Source organism: Leeuwenhoekiella parthenopeia (assembly GCF_020782115.1).
GTDB classification, from domain to species: Bacteria; Bacteroidota; Bacteroidia; order Flavobacteriales; family Flavobacteriaceae; genus Leeuwenhoekiella; species Leeuwenhoekiella parthenopeia.
Window position 1 is genome coordinate 207829 of record NZ_JAJGMW010000002.1, and the last position, 19594, is coordinate 227422.

Here is a 19594-nt window from a genome sequence, read left to right on the forward strand (position 1 = left end):
TTTTTGATAGAAAAAATACAGGATTCTAAATTAGTCGGGCGCATAAACCGGTCGGCTATGCCCTCCTATTTATAGCCCTTTTCTAATTTAAAATCCTGAGGGTAACAGCTATCAAAAAAGGTATTGCGACGGCTCTGGAGGAAGTAAATGAAACATCAAAAACCTGTATGCGTTTTGATCTACAATACTATTTCAGTTGAGCAAAAAAGGATTTGCTCAAGATGAAATAAGTAAATGGTTTAGTCCCCTACATTAAATAGGGGTTTCGTCACTTAACAAATCCTTAGTTTTACCGATAAATTGTGTTCCAAAGTTCGGAATGATTTTAATAGCTATCCTGATAACATTTGCTAAATCTATAAAAGTGTTAACTCTACTTTTTTTATTAGTTTCTCAAAGTGTCCTTTTTCAAATCTTTCTTAAACGGTTCAATTGTAGTCTTAAAGTTTTTTCAGTAAGAATTTAAACTTCCTCCAAATTTTGGTGAAATATTCAATTTCCTATGATTCTCTCTGACTTAATTTTTTAAACAGTTTTAACCTCCCTGAATGCTAAACGCCCTTACTGTAATACCTTATAAATATTACTTTATTGCAGATTTGTATAATTTCTTCAGATTTTGCGGATATTTCAAAAAGCTAAAATCTCGTATCCAGCTATCCAAAGAATTTTACCTTATCCGTAAATACTATTATTTTTTATACGAGGCAGCCCATTTTGAAATTCTTTGACCAGAATTATTCTTAAAGATTTAATATAATAAATTTCCAAGTTCTCTTCTATACTGCTAAACTTTTGTAGGTTTTTTTTCTAAATACTATTGGATTGAATATGCCTATATAGGAAAAGGCAGATTCAGAAAAGAAAAAACATAGAATAGAGTCAAGATTTTATTAAACATATACATCTTTATTATTATACTCGAATTAAAAGGCGGTATCAGACTATTTTCAAGTTGTTGTCAGCCTTAAGTTTAACATACATTCTAGTCAATCATCAGGCGCTTGGAGAATGATTTTCCATTTACAGAGCCTTTAAGGATGTAAATACCGGTTTGAAGTACCGGCAGGTTTAGTTGCAATTCCTGAGTTTCCTGAAGCAGAGCCTGAGCTTCAGTAGTATTACCCTGATAATCCAGAATAGAAAATGCTCCAAAAGCCTCAATAGGTTCTTCCCAATACAAAATGGTCTGAGCTCTGGCCGGGTTTGGAGCTATTCGGCCCAAATCCTGAGTATCCTCATCATTGCTTACCGGGTTTGCGGGACCGGGTTCTACGCCCCAAATCAACTCGCCATCCCAATATACCGTGATTTTATCGGTTTGTGTGAAGCTGCTGAAGTCTGCATAGCTATAATCGTCTCGCTCATCAAATGGAGACGGATTTTCTTTTTCGATTTTCATGCGCAGCTCCTGCGAGTTACCCAATGCAGGGAGGCTTGCATTTGCACCAAATGTCAACTCCAGATAGTGATCTGCACCATCCCGATTTTCTGCAAGTGTGGTAAAGTTTCCGAAGAAGTCTTTTTTATTGAAAATCCCGGTTTGCTCAGCCTTAAATACCATACCCGTTGTGTTCTCGGCTGTAAACCAATAACGCAGGCTTAGGCGTTCCATATTCACAGACGCATCCAATTCGTTTTGAAGTATGAGATGAGGGCGTATCTTATTGCTTTCTGTTTTTTCCTTATCTCCATCTCTGTAATTCACGATAATGAAAGGCGCCACGACCTCAGTTTCTTCGGAATAGCAGGAAAGTTGACCATCATCCAGAAGGGCTGCAACTCTATACGTATAACGGGTTCCCGGTTGTACGCCCTGGTGCACATAAGTGGTTGCGTCAGCAGCCACCTGATCGAGAATGCTAAAGTCATCGTTGCCACTTTTCACTTCAATTTGATAGCCATTGGTTTCGGCAAGATTGCTGGCCCAGCTTATTTCAATCTGATCTGGAGCAATTCCTCTAGAATCTACTCCCGCAAAAGCTTCCAGACTTATCACTAAATCCAGATCACTAGTCACCTGCAACACGGATTCATCGAGAACAGCCGAGCCTTTCAGTATTTGATAAGGCTGATCTACATTAGAGGCTACGTTATAAAAGATAAGGCTACCGTCTTCCTGAGGTTTTTTGTATTCCCCGTTAAAGGCAACCAGAAGGGCATCGAGCGAAGCATTACAACCCTCAATACGCATAGTAACTGTATGCGGTGTAGTTTCGGTAGCTACACTGTCGTAAATTTCAGACCAGTCATCTATGCCAATAATGGCTTTATAGGGTTCAAAAAAGGCGTCTTCATTGGCTGTGCCAGCAGCTTCCCAAACATACCAGCCTTCCTTTTTCTGATCAAAACCTTCTACAGTACCTTCCTGTACCGTCCATAAGCCAAATAGAAGTCCGGCTTCATTGGGGTTATCTACCCAGCGGTGTAATTGAATATTTTCAATGGCAGGTAATCGGTTATTTGTTTTCTTCCAAAAATAAGCAAGTGCAGCTGCCTGTGTGGTCTCATTGGCATTAGCGTTTCGTTCGGTATTTGAGCTAAAACCATTTTCTGATAGTAAAATAGTGCGCACCTTTTTACCATTATAAAGCACCTCTTTTTGACGTACATAGGCATCAATCATCTCCAGGTTGCGGGGCGTGATTTGCGGGGTATTAAAATTGAACTGAGTTTGCGCCGGAGCATCATTCCATACCAACGGATTAAAAAGATTGGTAGGATACGAATGCCAGCCTATTCCCCACTCGTAATCACCTTCTTTTTGGCTAAGCTCAACCAGAGTTGCCAAAACATCTTTTGACCTAAAATTGGCATCGCTCACCGCTTTACTGTTAAAGTGTTTGGTGTACGAACCGAAGACTTTGGCTGCAGGATTGTGTTTGCGAATGGTATAATGTACCATACGCATCGATCTGTCGTAGATCTGTGTGTAGAGATCAACCGGTTTTTGCCCGGCGTGCGTCCATGAGGTATGCGCGTCAACCTCGTTGTGAATAATCCATTGATCCAGACGGCCAAATTGCTTATCGGGTCTGCTGTAGCGCTGTGCCAAAAAGTCGATCATTGCCGTGTAATATTCTATTCCTTCGGGCGTAGTTACGTTGGCCATGCTGTAAAGACCCAGTGAAGCATCAGGATGCGTAAAAATGCGATCCAGATCTGGATTGGCAATACTTATAGGAATCAGCAAAACTACAGAGGCTTTGATGTCTGCATCACTTAGTGCCTTAAGTCTTGAATCGAGATTGCCTACAAAATTGGCGTTGATGTTGTAAACCTTGCCGTTAAACTCGTGGGTGAGTGCACTGGGATTAAGGCTGAAAACACCATTAAGCAGCAGATTGATTTTCATACTGGTAATATCCAGATCGGTTAGGTCTGAGAAATTAGGCAAGGTGTTGGGAGTTAGACCATCAAGTCCCTTTACGCTTCGAGCTTTGTCCTCCGGAAGGTTATTTAGCGCGGCAGCACTTATATTGGTCGGCCATTTTAAATTAGAAACCAGGTTGGTAGCCGAAGCATCGTCACTGTCAACCAGTACCCAACGGGAGTACAGGCGATCGCGATTATGATCACCTGCGGCTTCAAAACGCGGAAACTCGAGTTTAAAAGTTTGGTCAACGAGTTCGACCGGCGTAATCGTGGTCAATCCTTTGGCATCAAAGCCGTAAAGATCTGCAGTAGCTTCAGCAAGAAAGAGCGGCGAAGTACCAGCCGCTGTACCACTTACAATAACCTGATCCTGTGTTATCACAACGTCTGTCACTGCATTTTCAAAAGTGGTATCCAGATACGCCTGAAAGCTTGCATCAAGGGCGCGACTTACAAATTTGTCGCTGGTTTGTTCTTCAACCAGCTCTTGGGCTGTAGGCTTTCTTAGCGTAATGTTGCGAATAAACAGGCTTTTTTCCTCGTTTTCATTTCGCCCAAAATCAAAGCGAAACTGGTTCCAGTTTTTAGTCTGAAAGTTGTCAACCAGTAATCTGGGATTGATGGTTACGGGGGTCCAGTCTGCTGCTGCCGGTAATACGTCTGCAGTAAAGCTTTGCTGCCCGGTTAAAGGAGGTGCAAAGAATACCTGAAGTTCATTGTACGCAGCTTCGGCTTTATACTCAAAAGTAAGAATATAGGTTTCTTCAATATCGTAACGTACTTCAACCGGCTTGCTCAAAATCCAAGGATCATTTGCTTCGGTGTCGAGTTGATACGAGCCGTCTGCCAATTCGGTAGCAGTTAAAAACGGACTGGTACGATTGACATCCAGTTCAATTGCAAATTGTTCTTCAACTTTTAAGGCAGGTTTTTCGGCATTTGTGGGTTCGCGTAAAACCAGATTGGACACGGTGATATTCTGCCCGGGGCTTCTCCCAAAATCAAAGCGCAACTGATCGTAATATTGATCCCATGCAGATGCCGCAACAGGTAGGATTAAGGTATAAATTTTTGGCGTGCTACTGGCAGGAATGGATCCCAGTTGAATGCGTCGATCTGGGCTGGGAGGAAAGCCATAAAACAAATCAAAAAAATCAATTCCGGTGGATGAAGTATATTCAAAACTCAGTACCACAGTTTGCTCGGGATCGTAAACAGGGATGGGATCTGTGTACACGTAAGGGTCGTTGCCTAAAGTGTTGATGCTGAAGGTTTCTGCAGGATCTTCGGTAATGGCCATTTGATTGCGTTGCTCAGGATTGAGGCTCACGGGCACTACTTCGCCGGCTTCAGCCGACCGAATTACCAGATTGGTAATCGTAATGGTTTGCCCCGCACTGCGCCCCAAATCGAGTCGTAAACTGTCGTAAAAGGTATCCCAGTTGGTCACTTCATACTTCATAAAAGCCTTAAAAGTGGTGAACTCGGTAGTGGGAGCGAGGCTGCCAAAATCGATACGACGGGTTGCCGGACTGATGGGTCTGCCGTAAAAAATCTGAAAATTATCCAGACCTTCGGTAGCGATGTAATCAAAACTGATGACATAGACGGCGCTGGGATCGTAGGCCGAAATAGGCCTGGTGATCACCCAGGGATCAGCTCCCTGTGTGGTGATTTCATAGGTTCCCGAAGAAACCTCGGTTAGGTTCATCTGGTTTTTCAAACCAGGATTGAGCTCAAGCGATATCGTTTGCGAGCTCACCATTGCCGGAATACCCAAAGTAAACAGCAGGATTAGATGTAGAAGTCTTTTCATAAAAATTGGTTTGGTTTGTTAATTAAACATATTAGTCAAAGCGGTCAAATTAGGGTTTCATCTGTTGCAGAAATGTAAGTAGTTGATCGGTATAGCGCTCCTGTAATTCAGTTACCGAAGCTTTTCCGTATAAGTCATTCCATTCCCGGGGATCTTCAGCGAGGTTATAGAACTCACCGGTTATGATCGCGTCCCGCGAGTAGGCTGAGGTTTTGTCTTTTCGTTCTAAAACCAAAATGAGTTTGTGATTTTCGGTACGCCACATAAATGCCGCTTCACCCTCACGCTCGTGCAATGCCGAAAAACTAGCCGGTTTAGTGGCCTCCTTGAGGAGATTACTTCCCGGTAATGGCTTGTTTTGCGGTATTCCGGCGAGTTCAAGCAGGGTGGGTAAAATGTCCACATTTTCGGTGGGGCGTTTAGAAACACTGCCTTTTTGTACAGCTTCGGGTAGGGCATTTCCGGCTAAAATAAGCGGAACGCGTACACTGCTTTCATATAAATTGTATTTGTTAAAACGGTAATAGTGCTCTCCCAGCATTTCACCGTGGTCTGATGTATAAACAATGATGGCGTTGTCCAGCAATCCTTTTTTTCGCAAAGCGCGTAAGGTCCTGCCCATCATATCATCTATCCAGGTCACATTGGCGTAGTAACGCATGGTCATAAGTTTCCAATCTTCGTCAGTAGCATTTTTCCAGTACTCTTCATACAGATCCCGGCGATTGACACCTTTAGCGTGGGGAGAATAGTCCTCATCCCAGGGGGGTTGCTGGGCATAGGTGATTTCGTCAAGATCGTATAAATCTTCGTAACCCTCAGGTACGTTATGCCCGGCGTGGGGCTTCATATAGCTCAGATAGAAAAACAAGGGGCGCTCGTCTTCCCGTTTTTCAATATACTCCAGCGCGCGGTCTGTGATCCAGCCATCGCGATGTTCAGACTCAGGGAGTTTGCTGGTAAAACCCAGATATCCCAGATTGTTTTCTTCTCCGGGCCCCATAGCGGCGACCTCGGCGTCGTATCGCGCTTTAGCTTCAGGATTGAGTTCGGCCATACTTTTACCTCCTTTTTCGGGGATTTCTGAAGTATAACGGGTCTCAAAACCACGGGTGTCTGTCTTGTACCTACCCCAATGCGTTTTACCAAAACCTGCAGTTTCATATCCTGAATCTTTAAAATATTGGGCCATGGTTTTACCCGGCAATAATGAATCTGCCACACCACCGCTGTTGCGATACACCCCGGTTTGATTGGGATAAAGGCCAAACATAATGCTGTTGCGGCTGGGCACACACATAGGAGCCTGGCATACCGCTTCGCGAAAGAAAACACCATTTTTAGCGAGACTGTCTAGCGTGGGCGTTTTTATAATTGAATCTACAATCCCAAGCGCATCCCAGCGGTGTTGATCGTCCATAATAAATATGATATTGGGACGCTTGGATTGAGCAGTTGTGTTTTTCGCAGGAGTGGTGGTTTGCTCTTTACAACCGGTGAAAAAAAGACTTACTGCAAGAAGGGTATAGGTAAAAAGGCGTATCGTCATAATTATCGGGTTTGCTGTCTGGTTTTGATCTGGAGCGGGTCGTTTGCCAGATCTCCGGTTTCTTTGCGCCAGGTTGCCATTTTTTCGCGAAAGCGTTTTAATATAGCAGTATGGGCTTGGGAATCAGCCAGATTTTCTAGCTGAAAGGGATCATTTTGCATATCGTAAAGTTCTTCTGCCGGTCTGCCTGATTCTAAAGTTTGCAACAGCTTATAGGCTTGTGGATGGGTTTCTTTTGCCTGAAGCGTGGCTGTATAACTGAGATTTCCCCAGCCCTGTTGCTGTCTCAGGTCTGCCGGAAGCACATAGGCTTTAGCGGGCATCAGGTTTAAAATGTAATAGTACCGCCCATCAAAAGCCGCGCGACTAGGATAGTGCTCGTCGCGTGGAGGGCCGTGGGAATTGTGTTCCCCAAAAACATATTCCCGGTCTTCGATTTCATTTTGTTTTCCGGCTAAAATGCCCCATAACGACTTACCCTGAACCTGATTAGGGATGGGTAGTTCGGCAAAATCCAGAAGGGTAGGCATAAGGTCTATTAGCGACACCAGTGCATCGGTTTGTTTGTTTTGGATCACTCCCGGGCCGCTTACAATTAAGGGAACGTGAAGCCCGGCGTAATATGCCGAAGCTTTAGCGCGGTGATATGCCATCCCCTGATCGCTGGTGTAAATAACCAAAGTGTTTTGATCCAGATTGTTGTTTTTTAGCGTTTCTAAAATGGCACCCGCGCAGGCATCTGCAAGTTGTACAGAACCGTAATACTGTTGTAAATCTTCACGCATAAGCGGGGTGTCTGCCAGAAACCCGGGAACTGCGATAGCATTCTTATCGGGTAAAAACCCGGGAAAGCGTTTCATATGCGAGCCAAAAGGCCTGTGAGGAGCCGCAATATTCGCCTGAATGAAAAAGGGCTGTCCACCGGCGGCTGTGATGAAATTTTGTATTTCGCTCTTGTAAGCTTCGGGATCGTTATGCACGTCGCTGCGCCCGTTGTAGGGAAATTTCCACGGCGGACTCATATGAAACTTTTGAGTAATGGCGGTATAGTAGCCGTTTTCCTGTAGTATTTCAGGAAGGGTTTTGAGGTATTCGTGAATGCCTACTTCGTCAATGTGTGTGCCGGCTTTGGTAAATTCTACATCAGGGTCTGCCAGACTGGGCGTAATCGTATTGCGCCAATGCCCGTTTGCGTGAGGATACATCCCCGTCATAATACTGCTGCGACTGGGAGAGCAGGAAGGCACAACCGCAAAAGCATTAGTAAAAAGCACACTCTTTTTTGCCAAAGCATCCACGTGAGGAGTTTTAATGCCCGGAGTACCTAAAACCGAGAGGTGTGCACTCTGGTCGTCTGTAAGAATTAATACGATATTTAAAGGTTTGGACGGCTGGGTATCTTGCGCATGATAGGGGTTTTGGATGCCGGGAAATACCAGCAACCAAATGAGCAAGACGAAAAAGCATTTACCGTTCTGCATCTGCTAATCAATTTGAATTTTTGTTGGATGACGCAAGCCACCATCTTGTTTCCCGATCGAACCACTATCATACATTGATGGATCGAAGGCGGGATTTTTGGGAGGTATAATCGTACCGGCATCCGTAAGATGTTCTGTGATGTAGGTGTTGAGTTCATCAACTTTCTCCGGGTAGGTGCTGGCAAGGTTATTGGTTTCGCCGATATCCCACTTGAGGTTAAAGAGCAGAAATTCGTCTTCAAAATCAGCTCCATTCTTAAAGAGGCGAATCAGCTTCCAATCTCCATCATTTACAGCTACAGATGGTGGTAACCAGTCTGGAACTCCTGGATCGTGAGGGAAGTAGGTGATTACTGGCTTTCGTTTAAAGGCTTCGCCTTTAAGTACCGGTGTAAGGTTAACGCCGTCAATCCTATAATCTTCGGGTACTTCCAGGCCTAAATGTTCAACCAGCGTCGGGTAGAAGTCGGTAGATTGAATGAGCGCATCGGTTGTGGTACCGGGGTTTGTAAGGCCCGGCCATACGACCACGCAGGGAACGCGTATCCCGCCTTCATACATAGTCGCTTTGCCTCCTTTGAGTGGCGTATTACTGGTAGGCGGAGTCAGAAATTTTTCGCCGTTAGGCAGGCTTTCCACAATACCGTTGTACATATTGCCGCCATTATCACTAAAAAAGATGATGATGGTATTGTCTGCTATTCCCAGACGATCAATCTCGTCCAGTAAACGTCCTACCGCATCATCAAGCGAATGAACCATAGCCGCGTAAGTGGGTGAATGCTGAAGGTTTTCAAAATCAACCTGAGTGCGGTAATAATCGATGTAAGTTTCTTTAGCATCAAAAGGCGCGTGTACCGAAAATTGCCAATAATTCATAAAAAAAGGCTTGTCACGATCCTGTTTTTGCATCCAGTGTACCGCTTCTTCTGCCATGCGATCTTCGATGTGTTCTTTTGGATAATTTTCCTTAAAGTCTTTAAACTTCCAGGGAGCGACAAAACTCCCTGCCGGGCCAGGTCCCTGCCAATGCGGGATGTCCAGGTCAAAACCGTGCTGAAGGGGTGTATAGGGCTCCAGTCCTAAGTGCCATTTTCCGAAATGAGCTGTAGCATAACCTGCTGATTTGACCAGTTTGCCTAAAGTAGGCAGGCTCGTATCCAGCCTTGTGACCGATTGCGGAATGATTACTTTTTTACCCGGAGCTGATTTTTCAGGATAGGTTTCTTTGAGCCGAACTTCAGGCAGATGCGCCTGTGGGGCTGTAACACCATTGCGCGCAGGGGTTTGCCCGGTGAGTATACTGGCTCGGGTAGGTGAGCATAAGGGCGATGCCGCATAAGCCCGATTAAAGGTTAAGCCTCTTGCCGCCAGCCTTTCAATATTGGGCGTCTGGTAAAAACTGGTAGTGCCATAAAGCGTGGTGTCACTCCAGCCCAGATCATCTGCTAGAATAAAAACCACGTTCATGGGTTTGTTTTCCTGAGCCTGAGCCTGTAAACACAGCGCTGTAAAAAAGAAGATTGAAAGAATCGTATTTTTTAGAAATGGGATCATCATTCTATAATTTTAAGTCCGTCTGGCGCTTCAAGGTCTGTGATAATTCCATCTGGGGTTGCTGTGTGTTTTACACGCAGAATGCCAAATTTGGTCGGGAATGTGCCTTCAGCAAATTCCAGATCACCTAAGTGTGGTTCAATTTTTACGGTGTTTCCGCCATCCATCACGTGTATGCCCAGGACATATTGAGTAAGCCAGGGAGTGGGACCGCTTGCCCAGCCGTGAGCCAGACTGTGCCTGAAGCCTATATAACAAAACTCACCAAAGTCACCGTGAATATCATTTTCATCAGCCGGGGTTAGCTCATCAATGCGGCTGCTGTTTGTTACATCCAGAATGTCAAAATCTTCCCAGAACGTGGTAGCGCCCAGATCGAGCATGCCGCCCCAATAGGTGCGTATGACATCAAGGGCACCGTCATAATCTTCGGCTTTTGCCATTGCTTCCAGAATATAATACCCGTAAAAGGTTGACATACGTTGTACGCCGTCTTTTTTAAGAATTTCGGTATTGGTCTTTTTGGCATCTGCCAGATCTGCAAGTGCCATCAGTGCCGCAGCCTGCTTTGAGGTGTTTCCTTCCGGAATGTGTTTTTTAAGACGCCGGGCTACGTTTGTGTATTTTTTAGCCAAATCGGGTTTGTCATAAATTTCCATGATTTCGCTTCCGGCTTCAAAAGTCATTACCATCATAGCCTGCAACCCGGCGTGAATCGCTTTGGGCTGTACGCTGGTAGGCCAGTCCAGAAAGCGACCGCCGTTCAGCTTTTCGGCATTATTTTCATCAATAAACGTGCTGAGCTGATCGAGCAAATTGATCATATAGGTCTCCTGCTCCTTGAGGTAGGCCAGGTCGCCGTGGTAATCGTACCAGTTTTTATGAATTAAAATCCACCACATCGAATACGAACTAATCGTATTCATCCATTGCGGTAGCGGATGTTGATCCCGGGCAAGATCGAGACTTTTGGGCACCACTTCATTGGGGCCAAAAACGGTATTAATAGTCATCACTTCGGGATGCATATCGCCTACCCAAACCAGACGATCACGTTTTATACCATCCCACAGATAACTTTGCATATTGAGGTGAACCGTGTATGCGCCTACCTTCCAGATTTCATTAAGGCGTGGGTCACTGCTGTTAAAAGATCCCAGATACGGAATGTCTCTATATACAAAAGCAGCTTCAATAGATTTAATTGGAGCATTTTGATCGCCTTCAACCACGTCGAGTCTTACAAAACGAAAACCGGTTTCACCAACCTCGATACTTCCCAACCAGGGTACCTCGACGATAAAATCACGCAGCGAATGTTCGTTGGTGGCATTTTGCTCCCCACCAATATCAGACATGGCCTCACCTACCGATTCGCCAAACCGCACGCGTAATTTCAGCGGAGTCTTATCGGGTCTGATGCCCATTGAGATTTTGAGCCCTCCGTGAATTTCTTTGCCGTAATCCAATAAAATTCCGGGTTTGTGATCGTCTATGCTGATAAACCGGGTAAGATTTTGATCATTAACCGCCACCTGTCCGTTTCCCTTTACCAGCAGCTGTTGGGTGTTTTGTAAATACGTGCCGGTGGTATCTGTTTGCCAAACTATGCGCTGGGGCGTCAAATACACCTTAGACAATTCGCTGGTGCGTAATCGTGTGTTGGCGGCTTCTTCAAATACAGGAGGAAGTTGCGCTTGTGCGTTGCACGAAAGCAAAATCAGATAAACAGGAAGGATTATTTTGAGTAGTTTCATAAGTAATTTGCATTAATAAGGCCTGTTAGAGCTTGAGGTAATTAGGGTATTTCAACCGGAGTTTTACGGGTCCCTGAAGGCCGGAAGGCATCAATTTATTTGCTGTAGAATACGGATTGTTTAGCGTCCAGGTTTTTTTGTCTGCAGCTTCCAAGCGGCTGTCACCAATGAGTTGGTTTACCCAAAGGTTTGTAACTTCAATCTCAAGACGGTTAGTTCCCGCTTTGAGTGCGTCTGTGATATCTAATTCCCATGGCGCCGTCCACAGTCCGCCGATAAAGATGTCATTGACTTTTATGTTTGCAAAAACTTCAGCTTTTTCGAGACTTAGGAAGATGCTGCCAGATTGCGGAAGGCTATCCAACTCAAAAGTCTGCGTATAGGTTGCAGTACCCGAAAAATACCGAAGATCGTCCTGCTCCAGTTGCGTCCAGTCAACCAGAGAATCCATCTCGATACGCGTGTCTATGCCTATTTTCTCATTTTTGAACTCCACATTCCAGGGATTGGTAAGACTTAAAATATCCTGAACAGGTGCATTGGATTGGGATTGTATTGCGGCTAATTCTTCATTTGAAAAGACGATAAATCCACTTTCGGCTGGTGCCAGAGTTAGCTGCACCTGAGTACGACCCTCCTCCTGTGTGAATTGGGTAAGGTAGCGGGCATTACCCGTAACCAAATCCCAAAACTGCGGTTTTAAATCGCTTACGCGAAAAGACGCCGTGAATGTTTGAGTCGAATCGCTTTGATTGGTAAGAAAATAAATCTCGTGGTCAGGCAAGGTTCGGTGCGTCCATAAAACCGGGACATCGCCCGAAAGTTCAACATCCTGAGGTGTGTTGATCTGCTGAAGAGCCCTGGCGAGATCGCCTCTTTTAAAGACAGATCCTTTACCAAAGCTGATGGGAGCATTATCTGTATTCGCGGTATTTCCCCAAAGCTCCTGGGCCAGTTGCTGCACGCGCTCATCTGCCGAACCGTAGTTCTCAAGACTTGGCGATTTTACAGGTGGATTGCCCATAATAACGGCTCCCTGAGAAACCAGTTCCTTTATTTTTTCTAAAAGCTGAGGTCGCATGGTTTCGCGATTGGGTAATACCAAAATGCGGTAAGACATCCCATCGGGTAAGGTAATACGCCCGTCTTTTACCGTAGCATCGCGCAACAAAACCTCTGCATTGATGTAGTCAAAGGAGTAGCCTTTGGGGAGTTCAGGATCTGTAACGCCGGTCATTTTAGGGGCGTCCTCGCCAATAAAGTAGGCGATATCTGCCACATACAAACCTTGCTGCAGCATAACCTGAGCCCGGCGTTCATAATCAATCCAGGGTTTTGATTGGGTAAACCAGGTGTTGTGCCGGTTAAATTCGGTGCCAAACCACGTGTTTACACCGGGGATACTGTCTTGATAAGGCTGTTCTATATAAACGTGGAATACCCGGTGGTTTATACCTTCGGTATAACTCCAGTCTCCTCGTTTTTTAAGTTCGCCGGGATGCCGCTGAAACGGGCGCTGAGCTGCGGTAAAGGATTCTGCAGATACCTGATTCTTTCCATAAATATGAGCTGCCGAGGAAGCTGCTTTACATTCAATACTCCCCAGGTCACCTTCCGCCCAAAATTCTCCACCTATCAAATGCGATTGCCCGCCATAGGTTAAAAATTCAGAAGGAAAACCCCAATGGCCATAATTTTCAAGCCACAGTTGCAAGCCGTTTTCTTCACAAAGTTCGCGCATTCCGCCTACATATTCATACGCAACACGGTCTGCAACCAGTCTTCTTAAATCCCATAAAAAGCGATTGGATTCTTCTACCGAATTGACAATGCGACCGGTAATTACCGGAAGCCAGGGTTTGGGATCATAGCCATAGGTTTCTTTAAACGGAATTTCTAAATCATAGGTCCAGTTTTGACCACCGGTTTCATAGCTGTCTGCCACCACATATTTAAAGGCTTTCTTATCTGCGGCAGGCAGATCTTTTAAAATGCGGCCTATAAAGCCATCAAAATGCTGCTTTAATGCCGCTTTATTGATTTTATCTACGTCATAGCCCGAAGCATTTTCGGCAGCCGGGGCATTTTTAACACCTGTGGGAACCATTCCCATTCTCAGGATGGTCCATTCACCTTCGGGCACATCCCAGGTGAGTGTACCGTCTGACGCCAGATTCGAGCTGAGATCCTGTATCTGAATGGTTTGAATAACGTATGCGCTTTCGGGTTCTATCTGAGCAGGCCAACGGTAAGCATCATCTAGTGGAAGCGGGGTCTGGTGCATTTTACCCAGCTGTTTTTCTATTGCAAATTCCAATACCGGATGTGTTTGTAAAGCGACTTCAGCAATGCCGTATTCCTGAGCATTTCGGGTAGGTGAGATATTGGTCAATTCCAGTTTAAAATGGGTTGCGGTAACTGCCGGAAACGAGACGCTTACGGGTGGATATGCAATAAAACCTACGGTTTCCATATCGTTACTACGATCAAAGCGGAAGCTGCGCACCTCTTCCCAATCACCGGCAACCTGCGCTAGCAATTTGGCCTGCATCACAAAAGTGGAGCGGGAGGGTGTAATGCTCAAACTGCGTAAGGTGACCGGTTGTTTTGACCTAAAATCAAGGTTTAAAGCTTTAAGGCCTTTAAGTGAAAGGACCGTAGTCGTGTTCCGATCTGTAATTTTTTGAAGGTTTGTTATGGAAGGCGTAGCTGAAATGGAAAAATCAACCGGAGCCTGATCTGGTGTTTCCATTTTGGGAAAGGCCAAAAGGCTCACATCCTGAAAATCAGCCGGGGTTTGCAGTTTTTGGGAGAAACGAGCAGGGCCGGTTACAATAATTTCATCAGCCTTGAGATAGCGCATAGAATTACGGGCATCGTTCCACGGTCCGCCAGACTGGCTCCAACCCGGACTGTTAAATAACCCAATGTCAACACCCAGACGAGCACCTTCACTGATAGCATGCCGGGTAAGGCGTTCCCATTCTTCGCTGAGCACCGGGACCTGGCCATCTTCAGTTACATTAGGCAAGTAGATGTTACCAATTAAAGCAGCACCTATACCTACCTCGGCCATGGCCTCCAGATCTTTGGTGATTCCTTCTTCAGAAATGTGATTGTTTATCCAATACCAGTATAACCACGGCTTTTTGTCTGTAGGCGGATTCTTAAAATCCTGCAGCAATTGCGCGGTGGTTATTGAATTTTCAGCCTCAGCAGGTGATGCTGTATCCTCACATGCCTGAAGCGTGAGTACCATCAAGCAGAGCACTGCAAAACGTAAAAAGGAATGTTGACCAAAGGGTATTCTCATAATGATTTTATTTTTTTGCAGCTTCCTGAAGCTGAAGATATCGTTTTCGTTTGGCATTCAGCATATCGGCATATTCCGAATTTTTAATCTGATTGCTGGTTTCGTTAGGGTCTATGCTTAGGTCATAGAGTTCTTCATAATCGTATTCAGGATATTTGATGTACTTGATGTTGGGATCCAGGACACCCGTAGTAACAGGTAAAGCAGGACTACCCATAAAACTGTGCTCATAGTAAAAGTCTTTGCGTGATTGTCGCTTTTCTGCATCAAGCAGACTTATTCCCTGCATGGCATCAGGCACTTTTAGACCGGCTAACTCCAGGATGGTAGGGGCAATGTCAATATTAAGTGCTATATCTTCAGACTTTTGAGCACGATTCACATTGCGGGGATCGTAAATAAACAAGGGGACCCGTACAGACTCCTCGTGAGCAAACCATTTGCCGGCAAGGCCATGTTCTCCCAGATACATCCCATTATCGCCCATAAAGATGATGATGGTGTTATCCTCCAGATTTTGTTCTTTCAACAGGCGATTGAGATCTCCTACCACATCGTCAACACCGGTTATAAGGCGGTAATAATTTTTTACACTTTCCTGAAATTTTTCAGGGGTATCAAAACGCAGTTTCCAACGCTCCCGGGCAATGTTTTTTTCGTCTTTAAAAAAATAGGGCAACGCGTCGTAATACTGCGAAGCCGCGGTAGTAGGTAACGCAATCTGTGCCGCACTGTACAGATCCTGATATTCTTTTTTGGGAATGAATTGTCTGGGATCACCATCCTGAACATGGGGTGCTTTAAAACTTACCGAAAGACAAAAAGGTTTGTCTGCAGCCTGTTTAATAAATTCCTGTATTTTCGTATTCACAAGGTCTGTGTGATGAATGGAGTCCCCTGCTTGATCAAACATTTCATATTTGGGCTGACTCAATGAAGAACCTGCCCAGTAATTAAATAGGGTGTCGGGATGTTTTTTAGGATTACCCACACCAAATTTGCCTACAAACCCCAGATAATACCCTGAGTCTTTAAGAAGTGCGGGATAGGTTTGGGCTAGGGCATTTGCTCCTAAGGAAGTATTAAAATCAGCTATACCGTGCTTAGACAAATACTGCCCGGTAAGTATACTTGCCCGGCTAACCATACAGATAGACGTGGTGACGTATGCATTTTTAAAGTAAAGCGCATGTTTGGCCAGACTATCGAGATGTGGGGTTTGAATGATGCTATTTCCGGCGAAGCCCAGAGCATCCCAGCGTTGATCATCGGTAAGCAGAAAGATAATATTTGGCCGTTTTTTTTCTTCTAAAGAATCTGTTTTGCAGGCCATTAGGATTCCGCATAGGAAAACGAAAAGCAAGGCTGAAATAACTTTTTTCATAAAACAAAAACTATATACGGTCCAAAAAGAACCTTTTTTTCAGAAAGAATCATCCTGTACTGTACTGTATCATTTTTAGGGCTGAACTATAAATACCTTAATAATTAAAATAAAATAAGACTTCCGTTGAAGTTTAATCAGCTAATGCAATCGATTGTTATAGAAAATGTAAAACCAAACAGGAGAGTACAGGATAGAGGTTGTAAACGAGGTTGTTAATATTGTTTTAAAATCCGAAATCGTTATCGCTACTGAAAATCGGGTTTGTTAATTCTTAAACCAATCAACATGAAATTAAAACAACTTAAAAAAATCTCAAGGCATGCACTGCTTTTGTGTTTTGCTTTCACTTTAACAGGCATGTATGCGCAATCGCAGATTACAGGAGTGGTTTCTACTTCAGATGGCCAGGTCCTTCCGGGAGTAAACGTAGTTGAAAAAGGGACAAACAACGGTGTGGTGACAGACTTTGATGGTAAGTATCAAATCACGACTCAGTCAGCTAATGCCGTATTGGTTTTCTCTTTCGTAGGTTTTGAGACTTTAGAGCTGCCTGTAAATGGACAACAGCTTGTAAACGCCACAATGACCGCAGATGAGCAGAGCCTTCAGGAGGTGGTTGTTGTAGGTTATGGTGCTCAAAAACGTACAGACATAACCGGCTCAGTCAGTTCTGTGGAAGGCGAAGATCTTGAAAAGGCAGTTTATAATACTGTTGATCAATTGCTACAGGGTAGAAGTGCCGGGGTTCAGGTAACTTCTTCTTCGGGAGAGCCGGGCGCTAACAGCAGCGTGCGAATTCGTGGAAACAACTCACTTTCAGCAGATAATTCGCCCTTATATGTCGTTGATGGTATTCCTTTAAGTGGAACCCCTCAGTTAAATCCGCAGGACATTGAAAGCCTCGAAGTTTTAAAAGATGCTTCGGCTACAGCCATTTACGGTTCCCGAGGTGCCAATGGTGTAATTTTGGTTACTACCAAAAGAGGACAGGTTGGGAAAGCTACCGTGAGTGTTTATCAAAATATTACTTTGTCTGAAACCCGCAAAACCTATGAGGTTTTACAGGGACAACAATATGCGGAGTTTAGAAATGAAGCTATTGCAGATCTAAGACCCAATGATGCGCCACCATTTCCCAACCCAGAGCAATATGCCGGTACAGGTTTCAATTGGCAGGATGAAATTCTTAGAACCGGAATACGCTCAGAATATGGCGTTAACGTAAATGGTGGCGAGGAGCGCACCCGTTATTTTGTTTCAGCAAACCTTTTGGAAGATAAAGGTATTGTAGTAGGCTCCAATTACCGTAGAGGTACCTTTAGAACCAATCTTGATACTAAACTTTTCAATGATAAAATGGGAATTAAAGTGCGTCTCAACGGTTCTCACGTTCAGAATAACCGGGCTATCACAAGCTCCAGAGCCTTCCCTGCAGGAGCAGGACCTATATTCTATTCGTACACGGCAGAGCCTATTGTGCCTTCTCGAGATTATGCAGGAATTACAGGTGAAGGACAACAGTTTTTTAACCCGTATCTGGAAGCTACTGCCAAGGATGACCGTAATTATGTAACAGATCTTTTCGCCAGTACCGAACTATCTTATAAAATCACTCCAGAATTAACCTATACCTTTAATGGAGGTTTAAACTTTACCTTCAATAACCGGGATATTTATACCCCTTCCAATGTTGGTGCTGGTATTGATCTTAATGGTTTGGCCCAATTGAGCCAAAATCGCAGCTACGATTACATTACCAGTAATTATTTGACCTATAAAAATCTTTTTGCCGAAAATCATGATATCACTGCTACCGCAGGGGTTGAGTATAGTGAATTCAATAATATTGCCAGCAACTCCAGGGTGAATAATTTTCCTATTGAGGCTTTAGGTGTTAACGATGTAGGTAGTGCAACAGGTGATCCTACTATAGGAAGTGGCCGCAACAGAAGTGTAATTCAGTCTGGTTTCTTTAGATTGAATTATGCCTTTGACAGCCGCTATTTGTTAACTGCTACTATACGTGCAGACGGTTCATCACGATTTGCTCAAAACGAAAAATGGGGTTATTTTCCATCGGCTGCATTGGGATGGAGAGTTTCAGAAGAAGCATTTCTTAAAGACAGCAAGACCATTTCAAATTTAAAATTTAGAGCATCTATTGGGGAAACAGGTACTCAATCTTTACCTCCCTATCAGTCTCTGGCTCGCTACGGCAGCTCTTTTTACGGTACCGGGCAGACCTTAAATCTTGCATTATTCCCCGTAAGTGTCGAAAACCCTAACCTCAAATGGGAGACTACAAGACAAACAGATATAGGTATTGATCTGGGCTTGTTTCAAAACAGGGTCAACATCACAGCAGACTATTTTAAAAAGGAAACCTTCGACCTACTTGCAGTAGTGCCATTGCCAGATCAGGTGGGTTACCCATCTTATCAGGGAAACTTCGGTAGTATTGAAAATAAAGGTTTTGAATTTGCGATAGATTTTACGCCTGTTCAGAACGAAAATTTCAGCTGGAGTAGTAATTTCAATGTTACCTTTATTAAAAATACGGTGCTCGAACTTTTTAATGACATTGATCGTTTTGGGCCCGGACTGGGACAAAATGTATTTGGCAATGGGCATTTATACAGACCGGGAGAAGAATTTGGTCTATTCTATGGTTTAAAGGCGGTAGGTCTTATTCAGGAAAGTGATTTCGATGCTGATGGCAATCCACTCTTTGCACCACGCAATGGCGTAACTCAATTGGGAAGCTGGAAGTTTGAAGACGTTGGCGGAGGAGAAGACGGTGCTCCCGATGGGATTATAACCAATGAAGACCGTCAGGTTATAGGGAATCCAAACCCTGATTATACATTTGGCTGGGTGAATGATTTCTACTACAAAAATTTTAACCTCAATATTTTTATTCAGGGTTCTGTAGGAAATGATATTTACAATACCATAGGTACTGTTTTGGGATCTGGATTTCAAAATAACGAATCCTATAAAAACCAGACAGTTGACTGGTATTTAAATCGCTGGACACCAGACAACCCTACCAATGATATCAGATACCCTTCTATAAATAGTGAGTCGCCACCGGTTGCAAACTATATGGTTGAGGATGGTAGTTACATACGTTTACAAAGCGTTTCGCTGCGTTATAATATTCCAATGGAAAACAGCAATACGTTTTCTGGAATTGAGGTGTATGGCACAGCAACCAATTTGTTTACCATAACAGATTATAGCGGTATTGATCCTGAGGTGAGTTCGCTTGGAGGAAATACACTGGCTCCTGGGGTAGATCTTGGTGTATATCCCAGACAGAGAGGTTATACCATGGGTGTGAATTTTAGATTTTAGAA

Annotated in this window: 8 protein-coding genes; 1 reads left to right on the forward strand and 7 read right to left on the reverse strand. The window is 44.2% G+C overall.

Annotated features, from left to right (window positions below; all coding sequences use genetic code 11):
- Window positions 1-985: 985 nt before the first annotated feature.
- The 7 genes from LLW17_RS02195 to LLW17_RS02225 are packed head-to-tail and all read right to left on the reverse strand — an operon-like array spanning window position 986 to window position 16232.
- Window positions 986-5191 carry a DUF5722 domain-containing protein gene (locus LLW17_RS02195; protein ID WP_228228629.1) on the reverse strand — a complete coding sequence of 1402 codons (4206 nt, stop codon included), beginning with the start codon at window positions 5189-5191 and terminating at the stop codon, window positions 986-988.
- A 49-nt stretch (window positions 5192-5240) separates the two neighbouring features.
- The gene (locus LLW17_RS02200; RefSeq protein WP_228228630.1) at window positions 5241-6740 is read right to left on the reverse strand and encodes a sulfatase family protein; all 1500 of its coding nucleotides are present in this window, start codon (window positions 6738-6740) and stop codon (window positions 5241-5243) included.
- Window positions 6741-6742: 2 nt separating this feature from the next.
- The gene (locus tag LLW17_RS02205; RefSeq protein WP_228228631.1) at window positions 6743-8221 is read right to left on the reverse strand and encodes a sulfatase family protein; all 1479 of its coding nucleotides are present in this window, start codon (window positions 8219-8221) and stop codon (window positions 6743-6745) included.
- Window positions 8222-8224: 3 nt separating this feature from the next.
- A complete protein-coding gene (locus LLW17_RS02210) occupies window positions 8225-9781 on the reverse strand; it encodes a sulfatase (RefSeq protein ID WP_228228632.1) in 1557 nt (518 codons plus the stop codon).
- Entirely contained in the window at window positions 9778-11535 is a 1758-nt protein-coding gene (locus LLW17_RS02215; protein WP_228228633.1) for an alpha-L-rhamnosidase-related protein, read from the reverse strand. Before LLW17_RS02215 ends, LLW17_RS02210 begins: the two co-directional genes overlap by 4 nt.
- A 25-nt stretch (window positions 11536-11560) precedes the next feature.
- Entirely contained in the window at window positions 11561-14848 is a 3288-nt protein-coding gene (locus LLW17_RS02220; RefSeq protein ID WP_228228634.1) for a glycosyl hydrolase, read from the reverse strand.
- Window positions 14849-14855: 7 nt separating this feature from the next.
- Window positions 14856-16232, reverse strand: coding sequence for a sulfatase family protein (locus LLW17_RS02225; protein ID WP_228228635.1), 1377 nt, complete (start codon window positions 16230-16232; stop codon window positions 14856-14858).
- A gap of 288 nt (window positions 16233-16520) precedes the next feature.
- Here LLW17_RS02225 and LLW17_RS02230 point away from each other — a divergent pair, with 288 nt between their 5' ends.
- Window positions 16521-19592, forward strand: coding sequence for a SusC/RagA family TonB-linked outer membrane protein (locus LLW17_RS02230; protein ID WP_228228636.1), 3072 nt, complete (start codon window positions 16521-16523; stop codon window positions 19590-19592).
- The last annotated feature ends 2 nt before the right edge of the window (window positions 19593-19594 follow it).